The sequence below is a fragment of the Limnohabitans sp. Jir72 genome (genome assembly GCF_003063575.1).
Classification (GTDB): Bacteria; Pseudomonadota; Gammaproteobacteria; order Burkholderiales; family Burkholderiaceae_C; genus Limnohabitans_A.
On sequence record NZ_NESC01000006.1, the window covers coordinates 54,983 to 78,574 of the forward strand.

The following is a 23,592-nucleotide window of genomic DNA, read 5'->3' on the forward strand; positions in this document are numbered from 1 at the left end:
TTTTACGGAAAACTCATGGAATAAATCCGCAAGAGCAAACACAGCGAGGTACCTTTCCAAGCGCGTTCAAAGCAAGCGCGGATTCAATCCTGCGCCATTTGCCGGTCGTCCGGCTTTCGAGTTTGCAGCAACAGGATGCGTCAATTTTTCGTCGATCCCGTTGTGTTCAGCCTTGTTGTTGAGCCGTGATTATTTGCATCAAAGCATTCACAGCAGGGTTTTGCAAGTGAACTTGTACCGATCGCAACTGATTTTCGGCCATGGTGAGCAAGTCCATTTTTTGAACCTCGTAGGCATTTGACTGCGACACTGCAAAGAAAATTTTGGCAGCAGCCAGTTGCATGACATAACTGTCATGCCCTGCCTTGCCCAGCCAATTGGCCACTTGCAAGGCTTTGTCCAGCGTCAGTTGTGATGCCGAAGCGTTGTTCAGTTTTTGATAAGCCTGACCCAAAGAAACCAAGATATCCCCAATGGCCAGCAAGTATTGATGCTGTTCATGGTGTTTTTCATGCAAATCGTTATAGCCTTTCAAAGCCTGATTCATGCAGGCGATGCCTCGATGGATCATGCCGGTATTGAATGCATTTCGGCCCATGGACAACAACAAATCGAAGTAGCGAGATTGCAAGGGCACCGAATCTGGGCATATTTGAAGCTGAGCTTTGCGTATGCGCTCCAGTTCGTTCAATGCGGCCAACTCCTGTTCGCTTTTCTTCAGGTGGTGGCAACAAAATACAAAATGCTCAAGACACTCGCACAGCATTGCCTGACGAGGCTGATCGTCGGACAGGTCCTTTTGCGAGACCCTGATTTGTGTCATCAAGATGAGCGACAGTTGATGTGCCTGAGTCAGGTCGCCGGTTTGGCAGAGCCACTCAATTTTGACCAGTTGAGCGCGAACCAGATAGTCTGAAACCTCCATGTTCTCTGGATGCAACGCGCATTGCTGGCTCAGTGATGCGATGGCTTTTTCCCACAGTTCGCGGCTTTCTTGCATCATCCCCAGCTTGAGGTAGTGACTGGCTGCGTGGGTTTGTATCCTGCACAACAGCGTGAGCCAAGCCATTGATTCTGGGCGCTCTCTTTGGTATTGGGTTGCTTGCTGCAAGGTCTTTTTTTGTATCTCCATCCCGATGGATACTTTGCCGCTGTCAAAAGCGCAATCAGAAAGACGCGTGTTGATGGCCACAAAAAATTGACTCAATTTACGAGCATGCACGTTTTGATTCATGGCTTGAGAGATGACGAGTTGGGCCTTGCTCAAAAGTTCAAAAGCTTTCTCGTACCCCCCTTTGCTCATTTCAAGCTCAGACAATCGTTGCATCAGCATCAAATACATCAGCACCCATCGGGGGTGGTGTGAATCGTGCTCAATGGCATAGTTAAGCGCAGTCAATGCAAAGCGGAATTCAACTTCGGCTTGATGGTGGTCCTCTCTTTGCCAATGCATGTCGCCAGCTTGAATGTGCAATTGGGCCGCCGTTGTTCGGTATTCCAGATTTTCGGGGTCAAGAGCAATCAAGGCCTCAAGTTGTGTGAGGTAGCGTGGCAGCATTTTCAGGGCATCTTGCAAACGGCCCATTTTTTTCAATACTTTAGCAATGCGCATTGCAGATGCCAATTCCTCTAGCTTCCATCGCACATTGATGGGGTCACGAAAACTCAAATGTGCGCCAAGGGCTGCGCTGGCAGAGTACGCTTGCAGTGCCTTGTCGAGATCCAGATTGGCCAGATGGATATCACCTTTGACATCGTGGCTCTTGGGTAACTCTGACGCCAAGCTGCTGTTGTCGGGGTGCGCGGTCAGCAGGGTTTGGATGATATCGGTCGCTTGTGCCATGCTTGCCTGGCTCAGTTGGGTTTCCCCCAATTCTTCTTGGGCCAGTGACAAGGTGCGCAGTGAGCCGGCTTGAAGCAAAAGCAAATCAATCAGTTCGGGTTCTTTCAGTAGCAGGCGGTTCCAAATTTGCAAAGCACGTTGAGCCCATTGAACACATCGTTGGTGATGTCCACACAAGTAGGAAAGACTGGCCAGTTCATGGGCGCTTTCGGCAAACTCGCGTTGCCATTTTTCTTGACTGGGTTTGATCTGTTCAATTTGACGCACGACAGCATGGAGCGTTGTCTGCGCTTCAATGGTGTTGCGGCTGCGTGCCAGTTTTGCAAATCGCATGCTGCAACTCAAACGCAGTTCCAAGGTTTGGCCTTTTTGATCCAGCAAAGGCTTGAGCAAGGTATAAGCCTCCTGCATGCGGCCGGCGGCTCCCATCAATTCAGCTTTGAGGATGTTGGCGCAATACTTTTGCTTGGAAGCCAGTTTTTCAAAATCACAACGCTGCAGATGGTCCAGTGCTGCTTGCACATTCATGGGTTTGATCATGATGGCCTGCATCAGCGGCAGGGGGAATTTGGATTTCTTCTGCAACAGGCCTGTCAAACTGGTCAGTTGATTCAGCAAGATGGCCAGCTTGACGCCGCCATCCAGATCGACCGCAGGGATGTTATTCAGGGCTTTTGTCATTTCCGGATGTGACGAGGCTTCTTGGCAGAGGCGTCCTATGACATAGCGCCGCAGTTCTTGCTCCCATTTCCTGATCGCATCCGTGTGGGTGAGGCTTCGCAGTTTGCTGGTGATGGCAGATTGAAGTTTGGTGTAAAGACCGTCTGCGATTTCTTTGTTGACCATTCGTTTTCCTCCTTGAATTCTTTTGAGGTATTGGAATGGATATGAAATTTTTTGTAAACTTTATATTTGGTTTTTTACCAAAAATTATATAATTTAATTTGAATAATCTGGTTTGAGAGCAAGTTTTCTTTGGCTTCATTACAAATCCGCGTTCGCATCAGTCGACAACATCAGCACCGCCGTACATTCCTTGAACGCCAACACCTTTTTAGATCGGAATGGCTTGCAGCACCGTGGCTTTACTTATCCAGCAGTCAGCAAGCTTCATAGCCTCAAAATATTTGTCTTACGCCCAGTCAAGCAAGCCAATGTGCACGCAAGCCATCTGCACGGAGATCAAATTCAGGTGAGCGAGCGGGTTGTGATGGCTGCGCTCTGACAGGAACAATCTCATATCGACGGTTGTGATCCAGGCCCCCTCGCGCTTCTCTGTGATTCCGTCGTCGTGACCTTTTCAAGCGCTGTCAGGCCTGAACGCCTCGGCCACAAAGTCCACAAACGCGCGCACCCGCGCCGCCGATTTGTGTTGCGCGGGGTACACCGCATAAATGTCGGCATCGGGCGTGTGGTGCTGCGGCAGCACTCGCACCAGCTGGCCGGTGGCCAGGTGCTGGCGGACGTCCCATTCGGCCCGCAGCAAGATGCCGTGGCCGTCCAGAGCCCATTGCACGGCAATGCTGCCGTCGTTGGTGGTCAGGTTGCCGCGTGTTTTGATGGTCTCGGATTTTCCGGTGCGCCCGCGTGCCAGCTTGAGCACGCCATAGGCCTCGCCGCCTTGGCGGATGCTGATGAAGTTGTGTCGGGTCAAATCTGCTGGGGTTTTGGGCTCGCCGTGCTGCGCGATGTACTCGGGGGCGGCACACAGCAGGCGCTGGTTGCTGGCGATCTTGCGTGCAATGACACGCGTATCGGGCGGCGGGCCAAAGCGGATGCAGACGTCGAACGCGTCGTCGCTCAGTGCGGGTGGGTCCACCGACAGTTGCAACTGTGCGTCCACTTGCGGGTATTGCCGCACAAACCGGCTGATGAGCGGGCCGATGTGGCTGCGGCCAAAGCCCAATGTGGCATTGACGCGCAGCAGGCCACTGGGCGTGGAGCGGCTGGCGCCCAGTTGCTGCTCCAGGTCGGCCATCTCGGCCAGGATGCTGCGGGCGTGGCGCAACATGGTTTCGCCTTCCACCGTCAGGCTCATGCGCCGCGTGGTGCGGTTGACCAAGGGCACGCCCAAGCGAGACTCCATGTGCGACAGGCGCTTGCTCACAGCGGCGGTGGTGATGCGCAGCTCGCGCGCAGCAGCGCTCAGGCTGCCCGCCATGGCCAGTGCAGAAAAAAAGCCCAAATCGGCGGCTTGCAGGCGTGGTTCCATTGTTGATCTCAGGTTAACAATAGATTGAATTCTAGGGAATTTGATGATGTTGGATGGTTTCACAATGGCCGCACCGTTCAACACCTGTATCGCATTCACATGAAAACCTACCGCATCGCCACCATCCCCGGAGACGGCATTGGCAAAGAAGTCATCCCCGCAGGCCAACAAGTCATGCAGGCCCTGGCGCAAGCCTGTGGCACGTTTGCTTTCGAGTTTGAAAACTTTGGCTGGGGCGGCGACTACTACCGCCAGCACGGTGTGATGATGCCCGCCGATGGCCTGGACGCCTTGCGTGACAAAGACGCGATTTTGTTTGGCTCGGCCGGTGACCCGGACATCCCGGACCACATCACGCTGTGGGGCCTGCGCCTGAAAATTTGCCAGGGCTTCGACCAGTACGCCAATGTGCGGCCTACACGCATCCTGCCCGGCATCGACGCGCCTTTGAAGCGCTGCACGCCCAAAGACCTGGACTGGGTCATCGTGCGCGAAAACTCCGAGGGTGAATACTCTGGTGTGGGTGGCCGCGTGCACCAAGGCCACCCGATCGAGGCGGCCACCGACGTGTCCATCATGACCCGTGCCGGGGTCGAGCGTATCTTGCGCTACGCCTTCAAACTGGCGCAGTCGCGCCCCCGCAAGCTGCTGACGGTGGTGACCAAGAGCAATGCTCAGCGCCACGCCATGGTCATGTGGGACGAGATCGCCGTGCAGGTGTCCAAAGAATTTCCGGATGTGAAGTGGGACAAGGAACTGGTCGATGCGGCTACCGCCCGCATGGTCAACCGCCCGGCCACGCTGGACACCCTGGTCGCCACCAATTTGCATGCCGACATCTTGAGCGATCTGGCAGCCGCTTTGGCGGGCAGCTTGGGCATTGCGCCCACGGGCAACATCGACCCCGAGCGCCGTTACCCCAGCATGTTCGAGCCCATCCACGGCTCGGCCTTTGACATCATGGGCAAGGGCTTGGCCAACCCGGTGGGCACCTTCTGGTCGGTGGTCATGCTGCTCGAGCACATTGGCGAACAGGCCGCCGCCCAGCGCCTGATGGCGGTCATCGAAAGCGTGACGGCCAACCCCGCCTTGCACACGGGCGACCTGGGCGGGAAAGCCCTGACGGTCGATGTCACCCAGGCGGTATGCAAGGCCTTGGCGTGAGGCCATGATGTGCAGACAGGATGCCCTCGGTCCTTTTCTCTGAAGAATGATTTTTCGCCCCTCATGGCCTGAAAGGTTTGAACATGCGTTCCAAGTTTCTCCCCGTCGCCCTCGCGTGCGCCCTGCTGGCGTCTGTGAACGCGTTCGCACAGGAATACCCCGCAGCCAACAAACCCATCACCTTCGTGTTGCCCTACGCGGCCGGTGGCCCGACCGACAAGGCCGCGCGCGATTTGGCGCAAGCCATGAGCAAGGCCATGGGCGGTCACAGCATCGTGATCGACAACGCAGCGGGCGCTTCGGGCTCCATCGGCACGAACAAGGTCGCCAAGGCATCGCCCGATGGTTACACGCTCTTGTTCACGCACATTGCGCAGGCGACCTTGGTCAGCTTCTTTCGCACCTTGCCCTACAACGTGGAAAAGGACTTCGAGTACCTGGGCCTCGTGAGTGAGAACCCCATGAGCTTGATCGGTCGCCCGAACCTGCCCGCCAACAACATGACCGAACTGGTGAGCTGGATCAACGCCAACAAGGGCAAGATCAACATCTCCAACGCCGGGCCAGGCTCGGCATCGCACCTGTGCGGCATGCTGTTTCAGACCACCGTCAAAGTGGACATGACCTCGGTGCCCTACAAAGGCACGGCACCGGCCATGACCGATTTGATCGGCGGACAGATTGACCTGATGTGCGACCAGACCACGACGACGATTCCACAGATCGAAGGCAAAAAGGTCAAACCGTTTGCCGTCACCACACCCACGCGTTTGACCTCGCCTGTGCTCAAGGACTTGCCCACCATGCAGGAGGCAGGCCTCAAGGATTTCACCATCACGATCTGGCAAGGCTTGTACGCGCCCAAGGGCACGCCTGCAGCCGTGCTCAAAAAGCTCAACGACGCCCTCAAAGTGGCCGTCAAAGACCCTGAGTTCATCCGCAAGCAAGACGCAGGCGGTGCCTCGGTCATCAACGACGCACGCAACGACCCGGCGGGGCACAAGTCTTTTGTGATGTCTGAAGTCAACAAATGGGCGCCCATCATCAAGTCGGCCGGGGTTTACGCCGATTGAAACGGGCTTGAACGCCTGAGCGCATGTGGGGTGAATGCCTTTATCCTCGAAGGCTGTTCACCTTGCTTGAAACATTTCTGCCATGACCGATCCCCAAACCGCGCTGCGCCACCTCTACGACGTGGCGGTGCAACGCGCCTTGCCCCTGCACAACACCGCCGCGCATTTGCCCGCGCCACCCAAGGGGCGCACGCTGGTGCTGGGTGCGGGCAAGGCCGGTGGCGCGATGGCCCAGGCGGTGGAGGCCTTGTGGCCTCAAGACGCGCCGCTGTCGGGCTTGGTGGTCACGCGTTACGGCCACACGCCGCCACGCCCTGCTGGCTTGCCCGAGCGCATCGAGGTGGTGGAGGCGTCGCACCCGGTGCCCGACGCGGCAGGGCTGCGTGCCGCCGAGCGCATCCTTGAATTGACCCAAGGTTTGACGGCCGACGATTTGGTGTTGTGCCTGATTTCGGGTGGCGGCTCTGCGTTGCTCACCTTGCCTGCAGACGGCATCAACTTGGAAGACAAACAAGCCATCAACCGCCAGCTGCTGGCCAGTGGCGCCAACATTGCCGAAATGAACTGCGTGCGCAAGCACCTCTCGCGGATCAAGGGCGGTCGCTTGGCGGCGGCCTGTAGCCCGGCCCGCGTGGTCACGCTCACCATCAGCGATGTGCCGGGAGATGACCCGTCGATCATCGCCAGCGGCCCCACCGTGGCCGATGCCAGCACCTGCGCCGATGCGCTGGCCATCTTGCAGCGCTACGCCATCGATGTGCCCAACGCCGTGACCCAAGCTTTGCAGTCTGGTGCATGGGAAACGCCCAAGCCCGGCTCGCCGGTGTTTGAGGGCCACAGCGTGCACATGACCGCCACGCCCCAACAGGCGCTGGAGGCCGCAGCCGATGCGGCCCGTGCGATGGGCGTGAATGCCTACATCCTGAGCGACGAGATCGAAGGTGAATCGCGAGAAGTGGGCAAGGTGCATGCTGCCTTGGCCCGCGCTGCGGCCAAAGGGCAGGGCCCGTTTCAAAAGCCCTGTGTGATCTTGAGCGGTGGCGAGACCACCGTCACCATCAAGCCCCAGCCCGCCGACACACCGCGTGGTCGCGGGGGCAGGGCGGGCGAGTTCTGCATGGGCCTGGCGCATGCCTTGCAAGGCCAGACCGGCGTGTGGGCGCTGGCAGCGGACACCGACGGCATCGATGGCATCGAAGACAACGCGGGTGCCCTGGTGGCGCCCGACACCTTGGCGCGGGCCTTGGCGCTGGGCCACAAGATCGATGCCTATCTGCAGCGCAACGACGCTTATGGCTACTTTGAGGCCTTGGGCGATCTGGTCATCACCGGCCCCACGCACACCAATGTGAACGACTTCAGGGCGATCTGGGTGGCGTGAGTGACACCTGCGTGCCTATTGATTTGTGTCAAAACGCAGAGGGCTTGGCTCTGGCACATTCGAGCCCATCATGCTTGCTACTGCTGTTGCCCCCTCGTTTGAATCTTCTGCCGCCGTAGCGGCCGGCACAGTCTTGCTGCATCGCGGAGATGCATCCGAGCAGGTTTTGCACCTGATGCAGGGCCGCGTTGTCTTGGGCTTTTTGCAGCAAGGCGAAATGTTGCACCAATTGGGTGAGGTGGAAGGCCCTTGCTGGCTGGAGGCCGCTTCAGGGCTGCTGGGCTTGCCGCATGCAGTTGACGCCGTGGCCCTGACCCCGGTGCAATTGCAGTACGTGTCGTCAGCCGAATTTTTGGTCCAGGTGCAAAGCATGCCCGGGCCTTCGCAAACCCTGTTGATGGACATGGCCAAACAGCAACGTCAGCAAACCGAGCTGGCCGTGAGCCGACTGGCCAAAGACGCCGATGCGCGTTGTGCCGAGTGGCTCTTGCGCCATGCCGAGCCCGATGCCTTGGCGGGCGGGCTGGCCGTCACCTTGCATGAACGCAAACGCACCATCGCCGCGCAGCTGGGCATTGCGCCCGAAACGTTCTCGCGTGTGCTGCGCCATCTGCGCGATCGTCAGCTCATCAGCGGTGCAGGCCGTGTGTTGGGCTTGCCCAATCCGCAAGCCCTGCGCGAACTCGCCGGGGTCTGAGCGCACGCACAAAAAAGGGCGATGCTGTTTGAACAGCACCGCCCTTTGGCGTTTGAAAAACCGTGTGGTCAACCCATCTTGGAGGGCAACCACAAGGCAATGGCTGGGAAGCTGATCAAGATCACCAAGCGGAACAAGTCCGTCACCACAAAGGGGATAACCCCTTTGAAGATGGTCGTGAAGCTCACGTCTTTGACCACACTCTTGATGACGAACACGTTCATCCCCACCGGCGGGTGGATCAGCCCCAACTCGACTGTCATCACGATGATCACGCCAAACCAGATCGGGTCAAATCCCAGCTGCACGATCACCGGGTAGATGATGGGTACCGTCAAGATGATCATGGCCATGGCGTCCATCAGGCAGCCCAGCACCAAGTACATGACCATGATGAGCGCCAGAATGCCGTAACGGCCCACGCCCAAACCGGTGAGCATCTCGGTCAGCTTTTGCGGCACTTGCGTGATGGTCAGGAAGTAACCAAACAACAAGGCACCGATCAGCACCGTGAACACCGCCGCCGATGTGCGCGTGGCCGACAGCAAGGCTTCGCGGATGCCCGCACGGTCAAGCTTGCCGCGCAGTACCCCCAGCAGGAAGGCGCCGCTGGCCCCCACACCACCGGCTTCGGTGGGTGTGAAGAAACCGCCGTACAAGCCACCGATCACGAACATGAAGAGCACCAGGGGTGCCCACACATCCTTGAGGCCGTTGAAGCGTTCACCCCACGACTTTTGTTCGCCGCGCGGCAGCAAGTCGGGCTTGACGCGCACGATGATCATGATGGTGATCACGTACAGCAGCATGGCCAACAGGCCCGGCACGATGCCGGCCATGAACAGCTTGCCGATGTCTTGCTGCGTCAAGATCGCATACACCGCCAGCACGGTCGATGGCGGCAGCATGGCGCCCAGCGTGCCACCTGCGGCGATCACGCCCGTCGAAAACGACTGCGGATAGCCAAAGCGGCGCATCTCGGGGTAAGCCACCGAAGAGAAGGTGGCTGCCGTGGCAACCGACGAGCCGCAAATGGCCGCAAAGCCACCGCAAGCCAGAACCGTGGCCACACCCAGACCGCCGCGCATGTGGCCAATGAAGGCATTGGCGGCGCGAAACAGTTCCTTGCTCACACCCGAGACAGACACAAAAGCGCCCATCAGCATGAACATCGGAATCACCCCGAAGGTGTAATCGGTCACGGTGCGCATGGACGACTGTCCAATCAGCTTGAGCGCGGGGCCAGGCCCTGCGATGTAGGCATAGCCCGTGACCCCCACCAGACCCATCGCCATGCCCACAGGCACACGCAGCAGCATCAGGCCAAACAGCACCAGAAAGCCAATGATGGCTACGGCATCAGGACTCAGATCCATGCCTTACTCCACGTCTTTATGTTCAGGGTGTTCTTCCAGCGTTTCAGGCTGAAAGATCAAGCGCCAGGTTCGTATGGCAATCAACAAAACGGCACAAACGTCCCCCATCCACGCGACGGCAAAAAAGGGCCAGGTCGGCAGGTTCAGGTCGTAGGTGAGCACGTTGTCGTTGTAGGTGCCGCGCACCTTGTCAAACAGCATGATGGTTTGCACGGTGACAACAAACAACAGCACCAGTGTGGCAAAGACATCGATGAAACGTTTGAGGCGTGCGTTCGACAAGCTCCAGACCAAGTCCACTGTGATGTGGCTGCCCCGGTAGCTGGTGGCAGCGATGCCCCAAAAGATCAGGATGCCCAGCATCAAACGACCGAAGTCGTAAGCGTCAGGGATCGAGGTGCTGAAGAATTTGCGCAACAACACCGAGATGAAGATGTTGGCCGCCACCAGTCCGACGAACAGGGCGGCCATCCACTCGATGGAATCGATGATGCGGTCAAAGACGTTTTTCTTGACCGCGGTCGAGGTCTGCATGCCGCGTCCTTACATCGCTGATTTGTACTTGGCCAGCGACTGGCGCAGCGCGTTCATCACGGCTGCGGGGTCTTCGCCGCGTTTTTTCACGTCCTCGCCCCATTGCTTTTCAGCCGGCGCAACAGCGTCTTTCCAGGCCTTGATCTGGTCAGGGGTCAGCTTGTAGACCTCGCGGTTGGTGTCGGCGGCCAGTTTGGTGTGACCGGCCATTTCAAAGTCGGCCCAAGCGCTGCCGACTTTTTCGGCCCACTCGCTGGTGCAGTGGCTGTCGACGGCGGCTTTCTGCGTGGTCGACAAGGCGGTGTATTTGTCCTTGTTCATGACCCAGACAAACGGGGTCACGTAGAAAGGCACATCCATGTGGTATTTGACCACTTTGTCGATGCCGAACAAGGTCAGCGAACCCCAGGGGAAGGTGATCGCATCGGCCACACCGCGCTCGAGCATGTCACGCGATTCGGGCGCAGAAGCTTGCACGTTGGTGCCGCCCAGCATGGTGATGACCTGACCCACCGTGGCGGTGGCAGGGCGCACTTTCATGCCCTTGATGTCGGTGGGCGAGACGATTTTCTTGCGGGAGTGGAAGGCACCTGGATCGTGCACGAAGGCAAAGCAGAAATGCACTTCCTTCATCTCCTTGGCCGCGTAGTTGCGGTACCAAGCGTCCACCGCGGCCGAGCCGGCTTTGGCGTTGGTGATCATGAAGGGCAGCGATGTGGCGGCAAAGATGGGGAAGCGGCCAGGCTGGTAGCCCGGGTTCACGTAAGAGAAATCGGCGATGCCGTCGCGGGCCATGTCGTAGTGGTCAAAGGCTTTGCCCAGTTGCTCGGAGGGGAACAGCGTGGTGTTCAGTGAGCCGCCCGAGGCTTTCTTGAGGCTCTCGCCCCAGGCCTGCAGTGCGGGGTTGAGCGCGTGCTGCGCGGGCACCCAGCTCGACATCTTGATCATCACGTTCTTGTCTTGTGCCTGAGCGACCGAGCCCAGGCTCAGAGCCGCGAGCGAGGCGCCCAGGGTGAGCAGGCGTTTGCTGGTTGAAAAGTTCATCGTTTGTCTCCAGTGTGTTGTTGAAAGTGAATGGTGTGATGAAAGCGTGGGTTCATCCTAGACCCTTTTGGCGGGGCCAAACAGTAGGGCTTGTACCCAAGATGACAGGGGGAATTCATGAGGTGATGCGGGGATTTTTCATCCACCGGATGGGCTGCGCGACCACGGGTCGTGCTGGTGCGCCACTTTGAATCAAGGCCGCATCCAAAGACTTGCCCGCTTCGTCTTGCAAGGCCGCTTGCCGGATGCGGGCAATGCTTTGCACCTGCTCAGCCGTGCTTTGGTCCTCACGCGGCGCGGCCGCATGCGTGATGATGTGCATCAGGTTGTCCTTGCCGCGCTCGTTGGTGCTGCCGTAGCCCTTGATCAGCTGGCCGCAGCGCGCCACTTCATGGCCCAGCGCGGGGTCGCGTTGTGTGGCCTGTGTCACGGCGGCGATCCATTGCTCGATGGCCCGCTGCTCGGCTTGGTAGCGGCTGCCCAGTGGGCGCAAGACCTTGAGCTTGGCCATCAGCCGCAGCGCCAACATGCCGAGGATAGAGTGGGTGCCGATCTTCAAGGGCATGGCCCAGGGTGCTTGGCCTTTGGCCACGCGGGCGCGGTCCCAGCGGATCAGCTTTTGCGCCCAAGTGGTGGGCAAAAGGCCTGCCAGCTCGGGCACGCCGGGCTTGAAGTGGTCGTAGATTTTCAGCAGGTCGGCCTCTTGGGCCTTGACCTCGCCGCGCACCCGGTGCAGGCGGGACTGGCGGCTTTTCAGGTCGGCCACGCGCACCACATCGTCAAAGGCCATCCACAAGGCCAGCCAGCGTGCGCTTTCTTCGGTCACGGGCCAGGCCTTGGCGTCAGCGGCTTGAGCGCTTTGTTCTGCCGCCCAGATGGACGACAGGCGGCTCAGATAGGTTTGCGCATAGGCCTGGTTTTGGTATTCGAGCACACGGGCATAGCCCAGCGACACCATGGTGTGCAGCGGCGCGGGAAAGGCCTGGGCCACCGCCTCGGGCACGGCGGGTGCCGCTGGCTTGGCTGGGGTCATGACCGCTTCGATGAACTCGTGCTGCTGGCGCTGCGCTGCGATGGCGTCATAGGCCAAGCCGAAGCCGCGCAGGCTGGCTTGTGCGGCTTTGCCGGTGTGGCCAATCACGGCTTCGTAATCGGCCCGTGCAAAAGGCAGCACGCCGCTGGCTGCGATGCAGCCGAACATGACGGCGCTGACCACGGTGCCCGATGCCTGCGTCATGCGGGCCATGTCCACGATGTGGTGTGTTTTGCTGTGCGTGCTGACCAGCTCGCGCAGTGCGGCATCGTCTTTGCGGCCATCGCCCATGCTCATTTTTTCGAGCGTGGTCAGGATGCGCGAAGACGAGGTGATCACGCAGCTGTGCTCGGCCGAGGTCAGGCCGTTGCTGATTTGCCGTGCGGTCTCGAGCAGCTCGGAAGACACCAGCGCATCGAGCCTGCCGGGCAGGGGGTTCAGGCCCAGCACCGGCTTTTTGCCGCCCAATGCGCTGCTGGGCTGCGGAAAGATTTCAATGTAATAGGTGGTGGCGCCAGTGCGTTGGGCCACGCCCGGGATGGAGGTCGCTTGCGCAGGATGGTCCGCATGGCGGGCCACATCAACCAGCCAGTCGGCCAGCACGCCGCCGCCTTCGCCCCCCAGGGCGCACAGCAAAATGGAAATGGGTTGGGTCATGTTCGGTCTCGGTGTGGGGGCTTCAGGCCGGTTGCAACAGGTGCACCACGCGGCTTTGCAGGCCGTGCCACAGGCGTTCGTGCCACTTGGCGTTTTGCACCACTTCGGCGCGGTAGAACGATGGGCACAAGGTGGCGGCATGGGCGTTTTCGCCGCACAGGCCACAGCCCACGCAGCCGTCGATCACGGTGGCCACCGGGTCGACTTTGAGCGGGTCGGGGTTGTCTTTCAGCGTGAGGGTGGGGCAGCCCGACAGGCGGATGCAGGCGTGGTCGCCGTTGCACACGTCTTCGTCCACGCCGTATTTCACGCGCTCAACACGTTCGCCTTTGGACAGCAGCGAGGCCAGCCAGGGCTTGATGCGCCGCTGGCGCTCCAGTTGGCATTCGCCTTCGGCCACGATCACCTTCAGACCCTGAAACTCGGTGGTGAAGGCTTCGGTCAGCGTGGCCTGCATGTGGCTGACTTCATAGGTGTGCACCGTGCGCAGCCACTGCACGCCCAGGCCTTTGAGCGTGGACTCGATGGTCTGGTTGGTGTGCACCACGCTTTGGCGTTTGTCGCCCGCCAGTTCCTTGGCCATGTCGCTCGGCGTGTTGATGATGTCCTGTGTGCCGGTGGCCGAGGTGTAGCCGTTTTTGAAAATCAGCAGCACCGCATCGTCGCCGTTGAACAGTGCGCTTTGCACACCGGTGAGCAGGCCGTTGTGCCAAAAGCCGCCGTCGCCCATGACCGACAACACGCGCCGCTTCATGAGGGGCGATACGCCCGCCCGGCTGGCCAGGCTCATGCCGTAGCCCAAGATGGAATGGCCTACCGAAAACGGCTCGAAGGTCGCCAGCGCGTGGCAACCGATGTCGCCCGAGATGTGCACCGGACCGACGTCTTGCTGGGCCAACTTGAGCGCCGAGAACACGGGCCGCTCGGGGCAGCCAATGCACATGCCTGGGGGGCGCGGTGGCAAGCCTGTGCCCATGGCCGCTTGCACTTGCTGGCGGCGTGCCGCATTGGTTTGCAGCCACTGCGGCGTGCGCTCGGGGATCAACGCTGGGCGGTGCTTTTGCAGAAATTTGAGCAAGCCTTGCGCCATCACTTCGGCGGTGTATTCGCCGCCTTGCGGCAGCATGTCTTTGCCATGCAAGGGCGTTTGCAGGTCCTGGCGGCGCAAGGTCAGTGCCAGCTCTTGCTCGATGTATTCGGGCTGGCCTTCTTCGAGCAGCAGCACGGCCGATTTGTCGGCACAAAAGCGGGTGAGTTCTTCGGGCACCAAGGGGTAGGTCACATTGAGCACGAGGATGGACAGCGTGCAGTCGCCAAAGGCATCGGCCAGCTCGAACTGCTGTAAGGCGCGGATCAGCGTGTTGTACAGACCCCCTTGCACGATCAGGCCCAGGTCCTTGTGTGTGCTGCCTTCGAAGTGTTCGTTGAGCCGCTGCTCGGTGATGAAGCGCCGCGCTGCGGGCAAGCGTTCTTCGGTCTTGCGCTTTTCATGCACAAAGGTCACTGGCGGATGCGCCAGGCGCATGTAGTCAAAGCCAGCGGGGTTGTCCAGCAGGTGGCGCTTGGAGATTTTCGGGGCCTGGTTGTCGCGGGTTTCAAAGCTGCCGCGCACATGGCAGGCGCGGATGCGCAGCTCCATCATCACCGGCATGTTGGACGCTTCGGACAGACGGAAACCGTGCTCCACCATGTTGACCATTTGGCCCAATTCGGGGCGCGGGTCCAGCAGGCACATGCCCGACTTGAGCGCGTAGGCGTGTGTGCGTTCCTGGATCACGCTGGCGCCTTCGCCGTAGTCCTCGCCCACCACGATCAGCACGCCACCCGTGACACCTGGCGATGACAAATTGGACAGCGCATCGGCCGCCACATTGGTGCCCACAATCGACTTCCAGGTCACCGCGCCGCGAATCGGGTAGTGGATGGACGCGCCCAGCATGGCGGCGGCCGAGGCTTCGTTGGAACACGCCTCCACATGCACACCCAGCTCGTCCATGTAGGGCTTGGCCTGCACCATGACGTCGAGCAGGTGCGAGACCGGTGCGCCTTGGTAACCGCCCACATAGCTCACGCCCGATTGCAGCAGTCCCTTGGTGATGGCCAAGATGCCTTCGCCGTGAAAGACCTCGCCATCGCCCTTGCGCAGGGCCTTGATTTCTTCGTGAAATGAAACTTCCAAAGCACGCTCCTTGCGTTGTTGCCGTTTGGTGGCATTTGTAGGAGCCCACCCCGTGGGCGATGGATTTTTGATGGCGTGTGCCACGCCCATCGCCCACGGGGTGGGCTCCTACAGAGACCATCGAAGCATCTTACGTATAAGCGCATAAAATAATCTGAATAAATGGTATGCGCTGAATGAATATCAAAGACTTGGACTTGAATCTGCTGCGGCTGTTTGACGCGGTATGGCGCACCCGCAGCGTGAGCCTGGCCGCGCAGCAACTGGGCATGTCGCAACCCGCTGCCAGCCAAGGCCTGGCCCGCTTGCGCAGCGTGCTGGGCGATGCCTTGTTCGAGCGCAGCGGCGCGGGTGTGCGGCCCACGCCGCGTGCCGACCGGCTGGCGCAGGCGGTGCAGCTGGCTTTGGGCACCATCGAAGAAGCGCTCAATGTGTCCCAGGTGTTCGACCCCTTGCGCTCGGAGCGCGTGGTCCGGGTGCACCTGAGCGACATTGGCGAAGCCCGTTTTTTGCCCGATCTGGTGCTGGCCTTGCAACGCCTAGCGCCGGGCATGCGGCTTGAAGCCATGCCGCTGCCGCACGACAAAATTGGCCCGGCGCTGGACAACGGCCAGCTGGATTTGGCGATCGGGTTTTTGCCCGAAGTGACCGAGACCTTGCAGCAGCCTTTGCTCAGCGATCGTTATGTCTTGCTCATGCGCCAAGGCCACCCGGTGGCCCAGCGTTGGGCCAAGCTCAAGAGAGCCGGCAACCCGCAAGCGGACGAGGTCCATGCGCTGTTGGCCGAGCTGGAGTTCGCCGCGGTGCGCACCCATGCGGACACTTTGCGCATTCTGGATTTGATGCATTGGCAGCACCGCTTGCGCTTGACGGTGAGCCATTTCTTATCGCTGCCCGGCATCGTGCGCAGCAGCGATCTGGCCGTGTTAATGCCCCACAACTTTGCGCAAGGCTTTGCCGAGGCAGGCGCCTTGGCCCTGATCGAGCCCGATTTGCCCTTGCGCGACTTCACCGTGTCCATGCATTGGAGCGCCCGCTTTGACAAAGACCCCTGCTTGCAGTGGCTGCGGGCCAATGTGTCCCGTTTGTTCAGTACCCACCAAAACACAGCCCCCACACCAGCGAGGTGAATTCATGAGCACTTTCAAACCCTACTTGAGCGCCACCGAGGCGCCCAGTCTGAGCGAGGTGCAGGCGCTGCCTGGCCTTGTGCTGCTGGAGTTTGGCACCGAATGGTGCGGCCACTGCCGCGCTGCCCAGCCCCTGATCGCGCAGGCTATGGCCGCGCACATCCGCATGCCAATGCCGTGGCAGCACCTCAAAATTGAAGACGGCCCGGGCCGAGCTTTGGGCCGCCACTACCGCGTCAAGCTTTGGCCCACGCTGGTGCTGCTGCGCGATGGGCAGGAGGTGGCGAGGCTGGTGCGCCCTGCAAGCGCGCAGGACATGGAAACCGCGATGTCCAAGGCCTGAGTCATGCGCCAGCGTTTTGTTGCCATGTGCTTGCCGCCCATCGAAGCGGCCCTGCGTGCGCTGGCCGACGCGCAGCAGGCCGTGCCCATGAAGGCCTACATGTTGGGGCAGTTCGAGTTTCTGGGCATCCGCGCAGGCCCACGGCGCGATGCACTGAAACAAGCGCTCCAGGCTTTGCCCAAGTCCACCGGCACGGCCGATGAATGGCTGGCGCTGGCGCAAGCGCTGTGGCAACTGCCCGAGCGCGAGTTCCGTTACGCCGCCATCGACCTGCTGGCCAAGCACCACAAGCGGCTGGATGTGGGCGACTTGCCGCGCATCTTGCAATTGGTGCAGACCGACCCGTGGTGGGATACGGTCGATGGTCTGGCCGGGGTGGTGGGCGACGTGGTATTGCTGGCCAAAGCCAGCCAGCCCGATGTGCAGCAACACATGGACGCTTGTTTGATTCACCCCCACCTGTGGGTGCGCCGCGTGGCCATGCTGCACCAGCTGGGCTGGCGTGCCCAGACCGATCAGGCGCGGTTGTTCCGCTACGCGCTGACGCTGGCCCCCGAGACAGACTTTTTCATTCGCAAAGCCATTGGGTGGGCCCTGCGGGACCATGCGCGCACCGAGCCCGATGCCGTGCGGGGTTTTTTGGCTCGGCATGCCGAGCAGCTGTCAGGTTTGACCCGTCGTGAGGCGGGTAAGCATTTGGGCTGATGGCTTCCAGGCAATCAACTGGCCAGCAAAGCGCCCGCGTCTTCGTACCAGAACATCAGCGCGGCGTCGTAGCCCTCCCACACGCAGCCGTTGCAGCCCCGCCCGCAGCACGAGGTGGGCTCTGGCGGCGGCTCGCGGAAGTCGTGTCCTGCCGCTTGCAAGCGCTCTTGAAATTGCGCAATGCCCCGGCGCACGGCTTCGCGCTGGGACTGGTTGGGGTCGATGATGGGGTGTTCGTTGCCGCTCATGTTCAAGTCAATCCAGCCATGGGTTGATCAAGGCCACACCGGTGGCTTCGAAGTCCGCCAAGTTGCGGGTCACCACCGTGAATTTGTGCTCCAGCGCCGTAGCGGCAATCATGGCGTCCCGCTCTGAGCGGGGGTTGGGAATGTGCAGCGATGCGCACACGGCGGCGGTGTTCTCTGCAAAGGGCAGCACGCGCCCAGCAAACGCGGCACGCACGCCTGTTAGCCAGTTGCGTAGCGCATGGCCTTGCGGTGGTGTTCGGCGCTCAAGGGCTTGGATGCCCAACTCCAGTTCCAAGATGGTGATGGCCGATAAGAACAACAGATGACTGGGCTGGCCTGCTGCCCACTGCCGAACCGTCGCCGACGACTGGGGCTTGCCCTGACGCAATTCGGATATGACGTGGGTGTCCAGAATGAACATGGATCGCTCAATCCAAAGATGCGGGTTGGATCTGGATGTGAAGGCGCGGCGGCTCGAAATCAATGCCTTCACCCCCGGGAATGCCCTCCATCAATGCCAGCAAAGACGGCGTTTGCTGACCCGTCAAGCGGTGGTAATCATCGATGTTGATCAGGGCAAAAGCGGGTCGGCCACGGTCGGTGATGAACACCGGACCGTCCACCGCCGCACGCTTGGCGGCCGACACGTCGCGCGTGAAGTCTCGGCTGGAAAAGGTGTGAATGGCCATGTCGAACGATTTCAAAAAATGAATGTTTGTATGTTACGACAAAAATGTCGCGAGTGACATGTCTTTAGGATGAGGTTGGGGTGTGACGGGTCACAGGCTGCCCCTGCACCACCGTGTGCGCAATCAGCCGCTCGTCGCCCAACACAATCATGGCAAACAGCCATTCGGCCAGGGTCTCGGTTTGTGCGGTGCGCCGCGCCAGCAGCGGCGTGGCTTGGGGGTTGATCACCACAAAGTCGGCTTCGCAGCCGGGCAGCAGGTTGCCGACTTTTCCGTTCAAATCCAGCGCTGCAGCAGCGCCTGCTGTGTGTTGCCACCACAGCTGTTCGGGTGAGAGGCTGATGCCCGCACGCCCCACACTTTGCCGCGCAACGGTATAGGCCGCGTGCATGGTGTGAAAAGGGCTGAAGCTGGTGCCGCCGCCCACATCGCTGGCCAGGCCATAGCGCAGACCGGCTGCGTCTGACGCGGTGTAATCGAAGAACCCACTGCCCAAAAACAGGTTGCTGGTGGGGCTGACGGCGGCCGTCGCGCCCACCTCGGCCATGCGTCGGCGGTCAGTTTCATCAAGGTAGATGCAATGCGCATACACCGAGCGCTGACGCAGCAGGCCGGCGCGGTCGTACACGTCCAGATAGCTGCGCGCTTCGGGGAACAGTTCTTGCACCCAGCGGATTTCATCGACGTTTTCCGCCACATGCGATTGAATCCACACATCGGGGAACTGCTGAGCGATCTCACCCGCGCCGTGCAGTTGAGCCTGTGTGCTGGTGGGTGCAAAACGCGGTGTGATGGCGTAGCCCAGGCGGTCCACGCCATGCCAGCGGCGGATCAACTCTTCGGTCTGGCGCAGGCTCAAAGCCGTGTCGGTGTCGCGCAGGCCGTCGGGGCTGTGGCGGTCTTGCAGCACCTTGCCGGTGATCATGCGCAGGCGGCGCTTTTGCGCCTCAGCCATGAACACATCGACCGATTCGGGGTGGGCCGTGGCAAAACACAGTGCGGTGGTCACGCCGTGGCGCATCAGCTCGTCCATGAAAAACGCGGTCACTTCATGGGCGTAGGCCGGGTCGGCAAACTGCTTTTCGTGCGGGAAGGTGTAGTGCTCCAGCCACGGCAGCAGACCGTCGGCGGGCGAGCCGATCACGTCGGTTTGCGGGTAGTGGATGTGCAAGTCGACAAAGCCGGGCGCGATGCACAGGCCGGGCCAGTGGGTGGTGGGCAGGTCGGGAAATTGCAGGGCGAGATCGCGGTAAGAACCGATGGCCTGGATGCGCACGATGCCGTCGGCTTCGCGGGCGGTCACCAGCAGGCCGTCTTGTTCGTGGCTGGCCTGTGCTTGGGCAGGATCGGCAAACCACAGCAGGCTGGCGCGCCAGCCTTGGGGCTCGGTCAGTTGGGGGGTGTGGCGCATGGGTCAGGCGGGGATAAATACGGGTAAGAGGGCGCTGTCTGCAGTGGTACATTGTGCGGCAATCTCTTCGCTTGCAAGGCTTGCGCCAACGTTTTAGGCACGGACTTTGCAGGTGACTCATTGATCCGGCCCCTTGAAGTCTTGAGTAACAGGCAAGGGATAGATTTTTGTAGGAGCCCACCCCTGTGGGCGATGGGCGTGCTGCACGCCCTGCAAGCCATCGCCCACAGGGGTGTGCTCCCACAGCAACAACAATAAGCGCATGGCTGACAATCAAGGGCACTTCAAACTTCATGGGGCTGGATCAAAATTCAGATCCTCTTTTGCACCCGACATGACCACACCCCTTTTGTCTTTGCAAGGCATCACCAAGCGCTATCCCGGCGTGGTGGCCAACCAGGACGTGTCGCTGACCGTGATGCCCGGCCAGGCCCATGCCGTGCTGGGCGAAAACGGCGCGGGTAAATCCACCCTGATGAAGATCATTTACGGCGCGGTCAAACCCGACGAGGGCCAGGTGGTGTTCAACGGCCAGCCGGTGCAGATCCGCAACCCACAGGAAGCCCGCAAGCTGGGCATCAGCATGGTGTTTCAGCACTTCAGCCTGTTTGACACGCTCACCGTGGCCGAAAACGTCTGGCTGGGTCTGGACAAGTCCCTGAGTTTGGCCGAGGTGACCGAGCGCATCGTGGCCAAGGCCAGCGAATACGGCCTGGACCTGGAGCCCAATCGCCCGGTGCACACCCTGAGCGTGGGCGAGATGCAGCGGGTGGAGATCATCCGCGCCTTGCTGACCGAGCCCAAGCTCTTGATCTTGGACGAGCCCACTTCGGTGCTGACGCCGCAGGCGGTTGAAAAGTTGTTTGTGGTGCTGCACAAGCTGGTCAGCCAAGGCGTCAGCATTTTGTACATCTCGCACAAGTTGCACGAGATCCGCGCCCTGTGCAGCGCCTGCACGGTGCTGCGCGGCGGCAAAGTGACCGGCGTGTGCGATCCGCGCCAGGAGACCAACGCCAGCCTGAGCCGCCTGATGATCGGGGCCGAGCCGCCTGCGCTGGCCCCCACACCCCGCACGCCGGGTGATGTGGTGCTGTCGGTCAAAGGCCTGCAGCTGAACAAACAAGACCCGTTTGGTGTGGACCTGCAGGGCATCGACCTGCAAGTGCGCAGCGGCGAGGTGGTGGGCTTGGCAGGGGTCTCGGGCAATGGCCAGCGCGAGCTGATGTGGGCCTTGTCGGGCGAAGACACCCGTTCGCCAGCGGCCGCCATCACGGTGGCGGGGCAGGGCGTGGGCCATTGGGCCCCGCGTGCGCGGCGCAGTTTGGGTTTGCACTTTGTGCCCGAAGAGCGGCTGGGCCGGGGTGCTGTGCCGTCGATGAGTCTGGCGCACAACCTGCTGCTGACCCGCAGCGAGGCGCTGGGCGCGGGCGGCTGGATCCGCATGGGGGCGCTGGCCGATCAGGCGCGCAGCATCATCGAGCGTTTCAAGGTCAAGGCCTCGGGGCCGGATTCGCCAGCGCGTTCGCTGTCGGGCGGCAATTTGCAAAAGTTCATTGTGGGGCGCGAGATCAGCGCAGCGCCCAAGCTGCTGATCGTCTCGCAACCCACCTGGGGTGTGGACGTGGGCGCAGCGGCGCAGATCCGCGCCGAAATTCTGGCGCTGCGCGACGCGGGTTGTGCGGTGCTGGTGGTGAGTGAGGAGCTGGAAGAATTGTTTGAAATTTCTGACCGATTGCATGTGATCGCCAAGGGCCGTCTGTCGCCCTCGCTGCCCCGGGCCGAGGCCACGGTCGAGCGCATTGGCGAATGGATGAGCGGGCTGTGGCCCCAAAGCCAGCCCGAGATGGCCCAAGGAGTGCAACATGCTCAAGCTTGAAGCGCGCCCGCAGGCTTCGCGCCTGTGGACTTATGCCTCTCCCTTGCTGGCGCTGGTGCTCACGGTGGTGCTGGGCGTGCTGCTGTTCATCGCGCTGGGCAAAGACCCGGTGCGCGCCCTGCAAATGTTCTTCTGGGAGCCGATCAAGTCGGGCTACGCCTTGGGCGAGCTGATGGTCAAGGCCACGCCACTGCTCTTGATCGCCTTGGGGCTGGCGGTGTGCTTTCGCTCGAATGTGTGGAACATCGGGGCCGAAGGTCAGTTCGTCATCGGTGCGGTGTGCGCCAGCGGCATGGCGCTGCTGGCGGGCAAGGACACCGGCCGCTGGATCGTGCTGGCGGTTTTGTTGGCGGGCGTGCTGGGCGGCATGCTGTGGGCGGGCCTGACGGCATTGCTGCGCGACCGCTTCAACGCCAGCGAAATTTTGGTGAGTCTGATGCTGGTCTATGTGGCCGACATGGTGCTCAGCTACTTTGTGTATGGCCCCTGGAAAGACCCGGCGGGCTACAACTTCCCGCAGACCAAGACCTTTGAAGCCGTGACGCAGATCCCGCGCTTGATAACCGGTTCACGCGTGAGCGTGGGCCTGTTGATCGCGCTGGCGGCGGCTGCGGGGCTGTGGGTGTTTCTGTTCCGCACCCGGGCAGGCTTTGCCCAACAGGTGGGCGGCTTGGCGCCTGACGCGGCACGTTATGCGGGCTTTTCTTCGCGCAAGGCGTTGTGGGTGGCTTTGCTCACTTCGGGCGGCGCAGCCGGTTTGGCGGGCGCTTTGGAAGTGGCCGGGCCGATTGGCCAGCTCACGCCTTATGTGCCTGCGGGCTATGGTTTTGCCGCCATCATCGTGGCCTTTGTCGGGCGCTTGCACCCGGCGGGCATGGTGTTGTCGGCGGTGCTGATGAGCATGTTCTACATCGGCGGGGAGTTGGCGCAATCGCGCTTGGGCTTGCCCAAGTCGATCACGGGCGTTTTTCAGGGCCTGTTGCTGTTTTGTTTGTTGGCGTGTGACACGCTGGTCGCCTACCGATTGCGCTGGGTGGCTGCCCAGTCTGCGGTGGCAGGAGGGAAAGTCTGATGGAAGCCTATGCATTGCTGGTGGCTGCCACGCTGAACGCGGGTACCGTGCTGGCGCTGGCCGCCTTGGGTTTGCTCATCAATGAAAAAGCCGGGGTGCTCAACCTCGGTGCCGAGGGCATGATGCTGTGCGCCGCGATTGCCGGTTTTGCCGCCGTGGTCCACACCGGCAACGACTGGATCGGTTTTGCGGCGGGCATGGGGGCGGGGGCAGTGCTGGCCGCCATCTTTGGGGTGCTGGTCATTTGGCTGGGCACCAACCAATACGCCACCGGACTGGCGCTGAGCCTGTTTGGCGCGGGTTTTTCGGCCTTTGCGGGCATCGCCTATGTGCAAGAGAAAGTGCCCGAGCGTGCTTCGTATGCCATTCCTTATTTGGCCGACATTCCGCTGGTGGGGCCTGCGCTGTTTCGTCAACATCCGCTGGTGTACGTGACCATTGCACTGGTTTTGGGCCTGATCTGGTTTTTGTACAAGAGTCGCACCGGTTTGGTGCTGCGCTCAGTGGGCGAATCGCCTGAATCGGCGCATGCGCTGGGTTACCCGGTGCGCCGCATCCGCCTGATGGCGGTGGTGGCGGGCGGTGCGCTGTGCGGTTTGTCGGGGGCTTACATCTCGGTGGTCTACACCCCGCTGTGGGTCGAGGGCATGGTGGCCGGCAAGGGCTGGATCGCGCTGGCCCTGACCACCTTCGCCACTTGGCGCCCGGCACGGGTCTTGCTGGGTGCTTACCTGTTCGGTGGCGTGACCATGCTGCAGTTCCATTTGCAAGGTGCCGGGGTGGATGTGCCCAGCCAGTTGCTCACGGCGCTGCCTTATGTGTCCACCATCGTGGTGCTGGCGCTGATTTCACGCAACCCCGCCTGGATCCGGATCAACATGCCCGCTTCCCTTGGGAAAGCGTTTCATCCGGGTTCATAATTGTT

At 60.9% G+C, this 23,592-nt stretch carries 22 protein-coding genes; 11 read left to right on the top strand and 11 right to left on the bottom strand.

Annotation, left to right across the window (positions count from 1 at the left end; all coding sequences use genetic code 11):
* Positions 1-166 precede the first annotated feature (166 nt).
* The gene (locus tag B9Z52_RS09685) at positions 167-2,689 is read right to left on the bottom strand and encodes a hypothetical protein (protein WP_108413651.1); all 2,523 of its coding nucleotides are present in this window, start codon (positions 2,687-2,689) and stop codon (positions 167-169) included.
* A gap of 190 nt (positions 2,690-2,879) precedes the next feature.
* Here B9Z52_RS09685 and B9Z52_RS09690 point away from each other — a divergent pair, with 190 nt between their 5' ends.
* Positions 2,880-3,068, top strand: a complete 189-nt coding sequence (locus B9Z52_RS09690) for a hypothetical protein (protein ID WP_146182821.1) — start codon at positions 2,880-2,882, stop codon at positions 3,066-3,068.
* A gap of 75 nt (positions 3,069-3,143) precedes the next feature.
* Here B9Z52_RS09690 and B9Z52_RS09695 read toward each other — a convergent pair whose 3' ends face one another.
* On the bottom strand, positions 3,144-4,055 hold the full coding sequence (locus B9Z52_RS09695; protein WP_108413653.1) for a LysR family transcriptional regulator: 912 nt from the start codon (positions 4,053-4,055) through the stop codon (positions 3,144-3,146).
* Between the two features lie 99 nt (positions 4,056-4,154).
* On the opposite strand from B9Z52_RS09695, the gene B9Z52_RS09700 reads away from it, so the two are divergent.
* The 4 genes from B9Z52_RS09700 (at position 4,155) to B9Z52_RS09715 (ending at position 8,370) form a co-directional block, all read left to right on the top strand.
* Positions 4,155-5,219, top strand: coding sequence for a tartrate dehydrogenase (locus B9Z52_RS09700; RefSeq protein WP_108413654.1), 1,065 nt, complete (start codon positions 4,155-4,157; stop codon positions 5,217-5,219).
* 83 nt (positions 5,220-5,302) lie between these two features.
* Entirely contained in the window at positions 5,303-6,292 is a 990-nt protein-coding gene (locus tag B9Z52_RS09705; RefSeq protein WP_108413655.1) for a tripartite tricarboxylate transporter substrate-binding protein, read from the top strand.
* Between the two features lie 82 nt (positions 6,293-6,374).
* A complete protein-coding gene (locus tag B9Z52_RS09710; RefSeq protein WP_108413656.1) occupies positions 6,375-7,673 on the top strand; it encodes a glycerate kinase in 1,299 nt (432 codons plus the stop codon).
* A 70-nt stretch (positions 7,674-7,743) separates the two neighbouring features.
* The gene (locus tag B9Z52_RS09715) at positions 7,744-8,370 is read left to right on the top strand and encodes a Crp/Fnr family transcriptional regulator (protein WP_108413657.1); all 627 of its coding nucleotides are present in this window, start codon (positions 7,744-7,746) and stop codon (positions 8,368-8,370) included.
* A 68-nt stretch (positions 8,371-8,438) separates the two neighbouring features.
* Here the strand turns inward: B9Z52_RS09715 and B9Z52_RS09720 are convergent, their stop codons facing one another.
* The 5 genes from B9Z52_RS09720 to B9Z52_RS09740 all read right to left on the bottom strand — a co-directional run bounded on the left by B9Z52_RS09720 (position 8,439) and on the right by B9Z52_RS09740 (position 15,193).
* On the bottom strand, positions 8,439-9,746 hold the full coding sequence (locus tag B9Z52_RS09720; protein ID WP_233251913.1) for a TRAP transporter large permease: 1,308 nt from the start codon (positions 9,744-9,746) through the stop codon (positions 8,439-8,441).
* 3 nt (positions 9,747-9,749) lie between these two features.
* Positions 9,750-10,280 carry a TRAP transporter small permease gene (locus tag B9Z52_RS09725; RefSeq protein ID WP_108413658.1) on the bottom strand — a complete coding sequence of 177 codons (531 nt, stop codon included), beginning with the start codon at positions 10,278-10,280 and terminating at the stop codon, positions 9,750-9,752.
* Between the two features lie 9 nt (positions 10,281-10,289).
* Positions 10,290-11,324 carry a TRAP transporter substrate-binding protein gene (locus tag B9Z52_RS09730; protein WP_108413659.1) on the bottom strand — a complete coding sequence of 345 codons (1,035 nt, stop codon included), beginning with the start codon at positions 11,322-11,324 and terminating at the stop codon, positions 10,290-10,292.
* A gap of 115 nt (positions 11,325-11,439) precedes the next feature.
* The gene (locus tag B9Z52_RS09735; RefSeq protein WP_108413660.1) at positions 11,440-13,014 is read right to left on the bottom strand and encodes an indolepyruvate oxidoreductase subunit beta family protein; all 1,575 of its coding nucleotides are present in this window, start codon (positions 13,012-13,014) and stop codon (positions 11,440-11,442) included.
* 22 nt (positions 13,015-13,036) lie between these two features.
* On the bottom strand, positions 13,037-15,193 hold the full coding sequence (locus B9Z52_RS09740) for an indolepyruvate ferredoxin oxidoreductase subunit alpha (protein WP_108413840.1): 2,157 nt from the start codon (positions 15,191-15,193) through the stop codon (positions 13,037-13,039).
* A gap of 176 nt (positions 15,194-15,369) precedes the next feature.
* On the opposite strand from B9Z52_RS09740, the gene B9Z52_RS09745 reads away from it, so the two are divergent.
* From B9Z52_RS09745 to B9Z52_RS09755, 3 genes are read left to right on the top strand one after another with little or no spacing between them, the layout of a single operon-like run.
* Entirely contained in the window at positions 15,370-16,323 is a 954-nt protein-coding gene (locus tag B9Z52_RS09745; protein ID WP_108413661.1) for a LysR family transcriptional regulator, read from the top strand.
* Positions 16,324-16,327: 4 nt separating this feature from the next.
* Positions 16,328-16,666, top strand: a complete 339-nt coding sequence (locus B9Z52_RS09750; protein WP_108413662.1) for a thioredoxin family protein — start codon at positions 16,328-16,330, stop codon at positions 16,664-16,666.
* Between the two features lie 3 nt (positions 16,667-16,669).
* A complete protein-coding gene (locus tag B9Z52_RS09755; protein ID WP_233251914.1) occupies positions 16,670-17,371 on the top strand; it encodes a DNA alkylation repair protein in 702 nt (233 codons plus the stop codon).
* 14 nt (positions 17,372-17,385) lie between these two features.
* Here the strand turns inward: B9Z52_RS09755 and B9Z52_RS09760 are convergent, their stop codons facing one another.
* The 4 genes from B9Z52_RS09760 to guaD all read right to left on the bottom strand — a co-directional run bounded on the left by B9Z52_RS09760 (position 17,386) and on the right by guaD (position 19,719).
* Positions 17,386-17,619, bottom strand: a complete 234-nt coding sequence (locus tag B9Z52_RS09760; protein ID WP_199222075.1) for an oxidoreductase-like domain-containing protein — start codon at positions 17,617-17,619, stop codon at positions 17,386-17,388.
* Between the two features lie 7 nt (positions 17,620-17,626).
* The gene (locus tag B9Z52_RS09765; RefSeq protein WP_108413663.1) at positions 17,627-18,040 is read right to left on the bottom strand and encodes a type II toxin-antitoxin system VapC family toxin; all 414 of its coding nucleotides are present in this window, start codon (positions 18,038-18,040) and stop codon (positions 17,627-17,629) included.
* Positions 18,041-18,047: 7 nt separating this feature from the next.
* On the bottom strand, positions 18,048-18,308 hold the full coding sequence (locus B9Z52_RS09770; RefSeq protein WP_108413664.1) for a type II toxin-antitoxin system prevent-host-death family antitoxin: 261 nt from the start codon (positions 18,306-18,308) through the stop codon (positions 18,048-18,050).
* A gap of 64 nt (positions 18,309-18,372) precedes the next feature.
* Complete coding sequence (gene guaD, locus B9Z52_RS09775) at positions 18,373-19,719, bottom strand: guanine deaminase (RefSeq protein ID WP_108413665.1); 1,347 nt, start codon at positions 19,717-19,719, stop codon at positions 18,373-18,375.
* Between the two features lie 334 nt (positions 19,720-20,053).
* Between guaD and B9Z52_RS09780 the strand changes: the two genes are divergently transcribed.
* The 3 genes from B9Z52_RS09780 to B9Z52_RS09790 are packed head-to-tail and all read left to right on the top strand — an operon-like array spanning position 20,054 to position 23,587.
* Positions 20,054-21,595, top strand: coding sequence for an ABC transporter ATP-binding protein (locus B9Z52_RS09780; protein WP_108413666.1), 1,542 nt, complete (start codon positions 20,054-20,056; stop codon positions 21,593-21,595).
* On the top strand, positions 21,582-22,667 hold the full coding sequence (locus tag B9Z52_RS09785) for an ABC transporter permease (protein ID WP_108413667.1): 1,086 nt from the start codon (positions 21,582-21,584) through the stop codon (positions 22,665-22,667). The genes B9Z52_RS09780 and B9Z52_RS09785 overlap by 14 nt, the downstream gene beginning before the upstream one ends.
* The gene (locus tag B9Z52_RS09790; RefSeq protein ID WP_108413668.1) at positions 22,667-23,587 is read left to right on the top strand and encodes an ABC transporter permease; all 921 of its coding nucleotides are present in this window, start codon (positions 22,667-22,669) and stop codon (positions 23,585-23,587) included. The genes B9Z52_RS09785 and B9Z52_RS09790 overlap by 1 nt, the downstream gene beginning before the upstream one ends.
* Positions 23,588-23,592 lie beyond the last annotated feature (5 nt).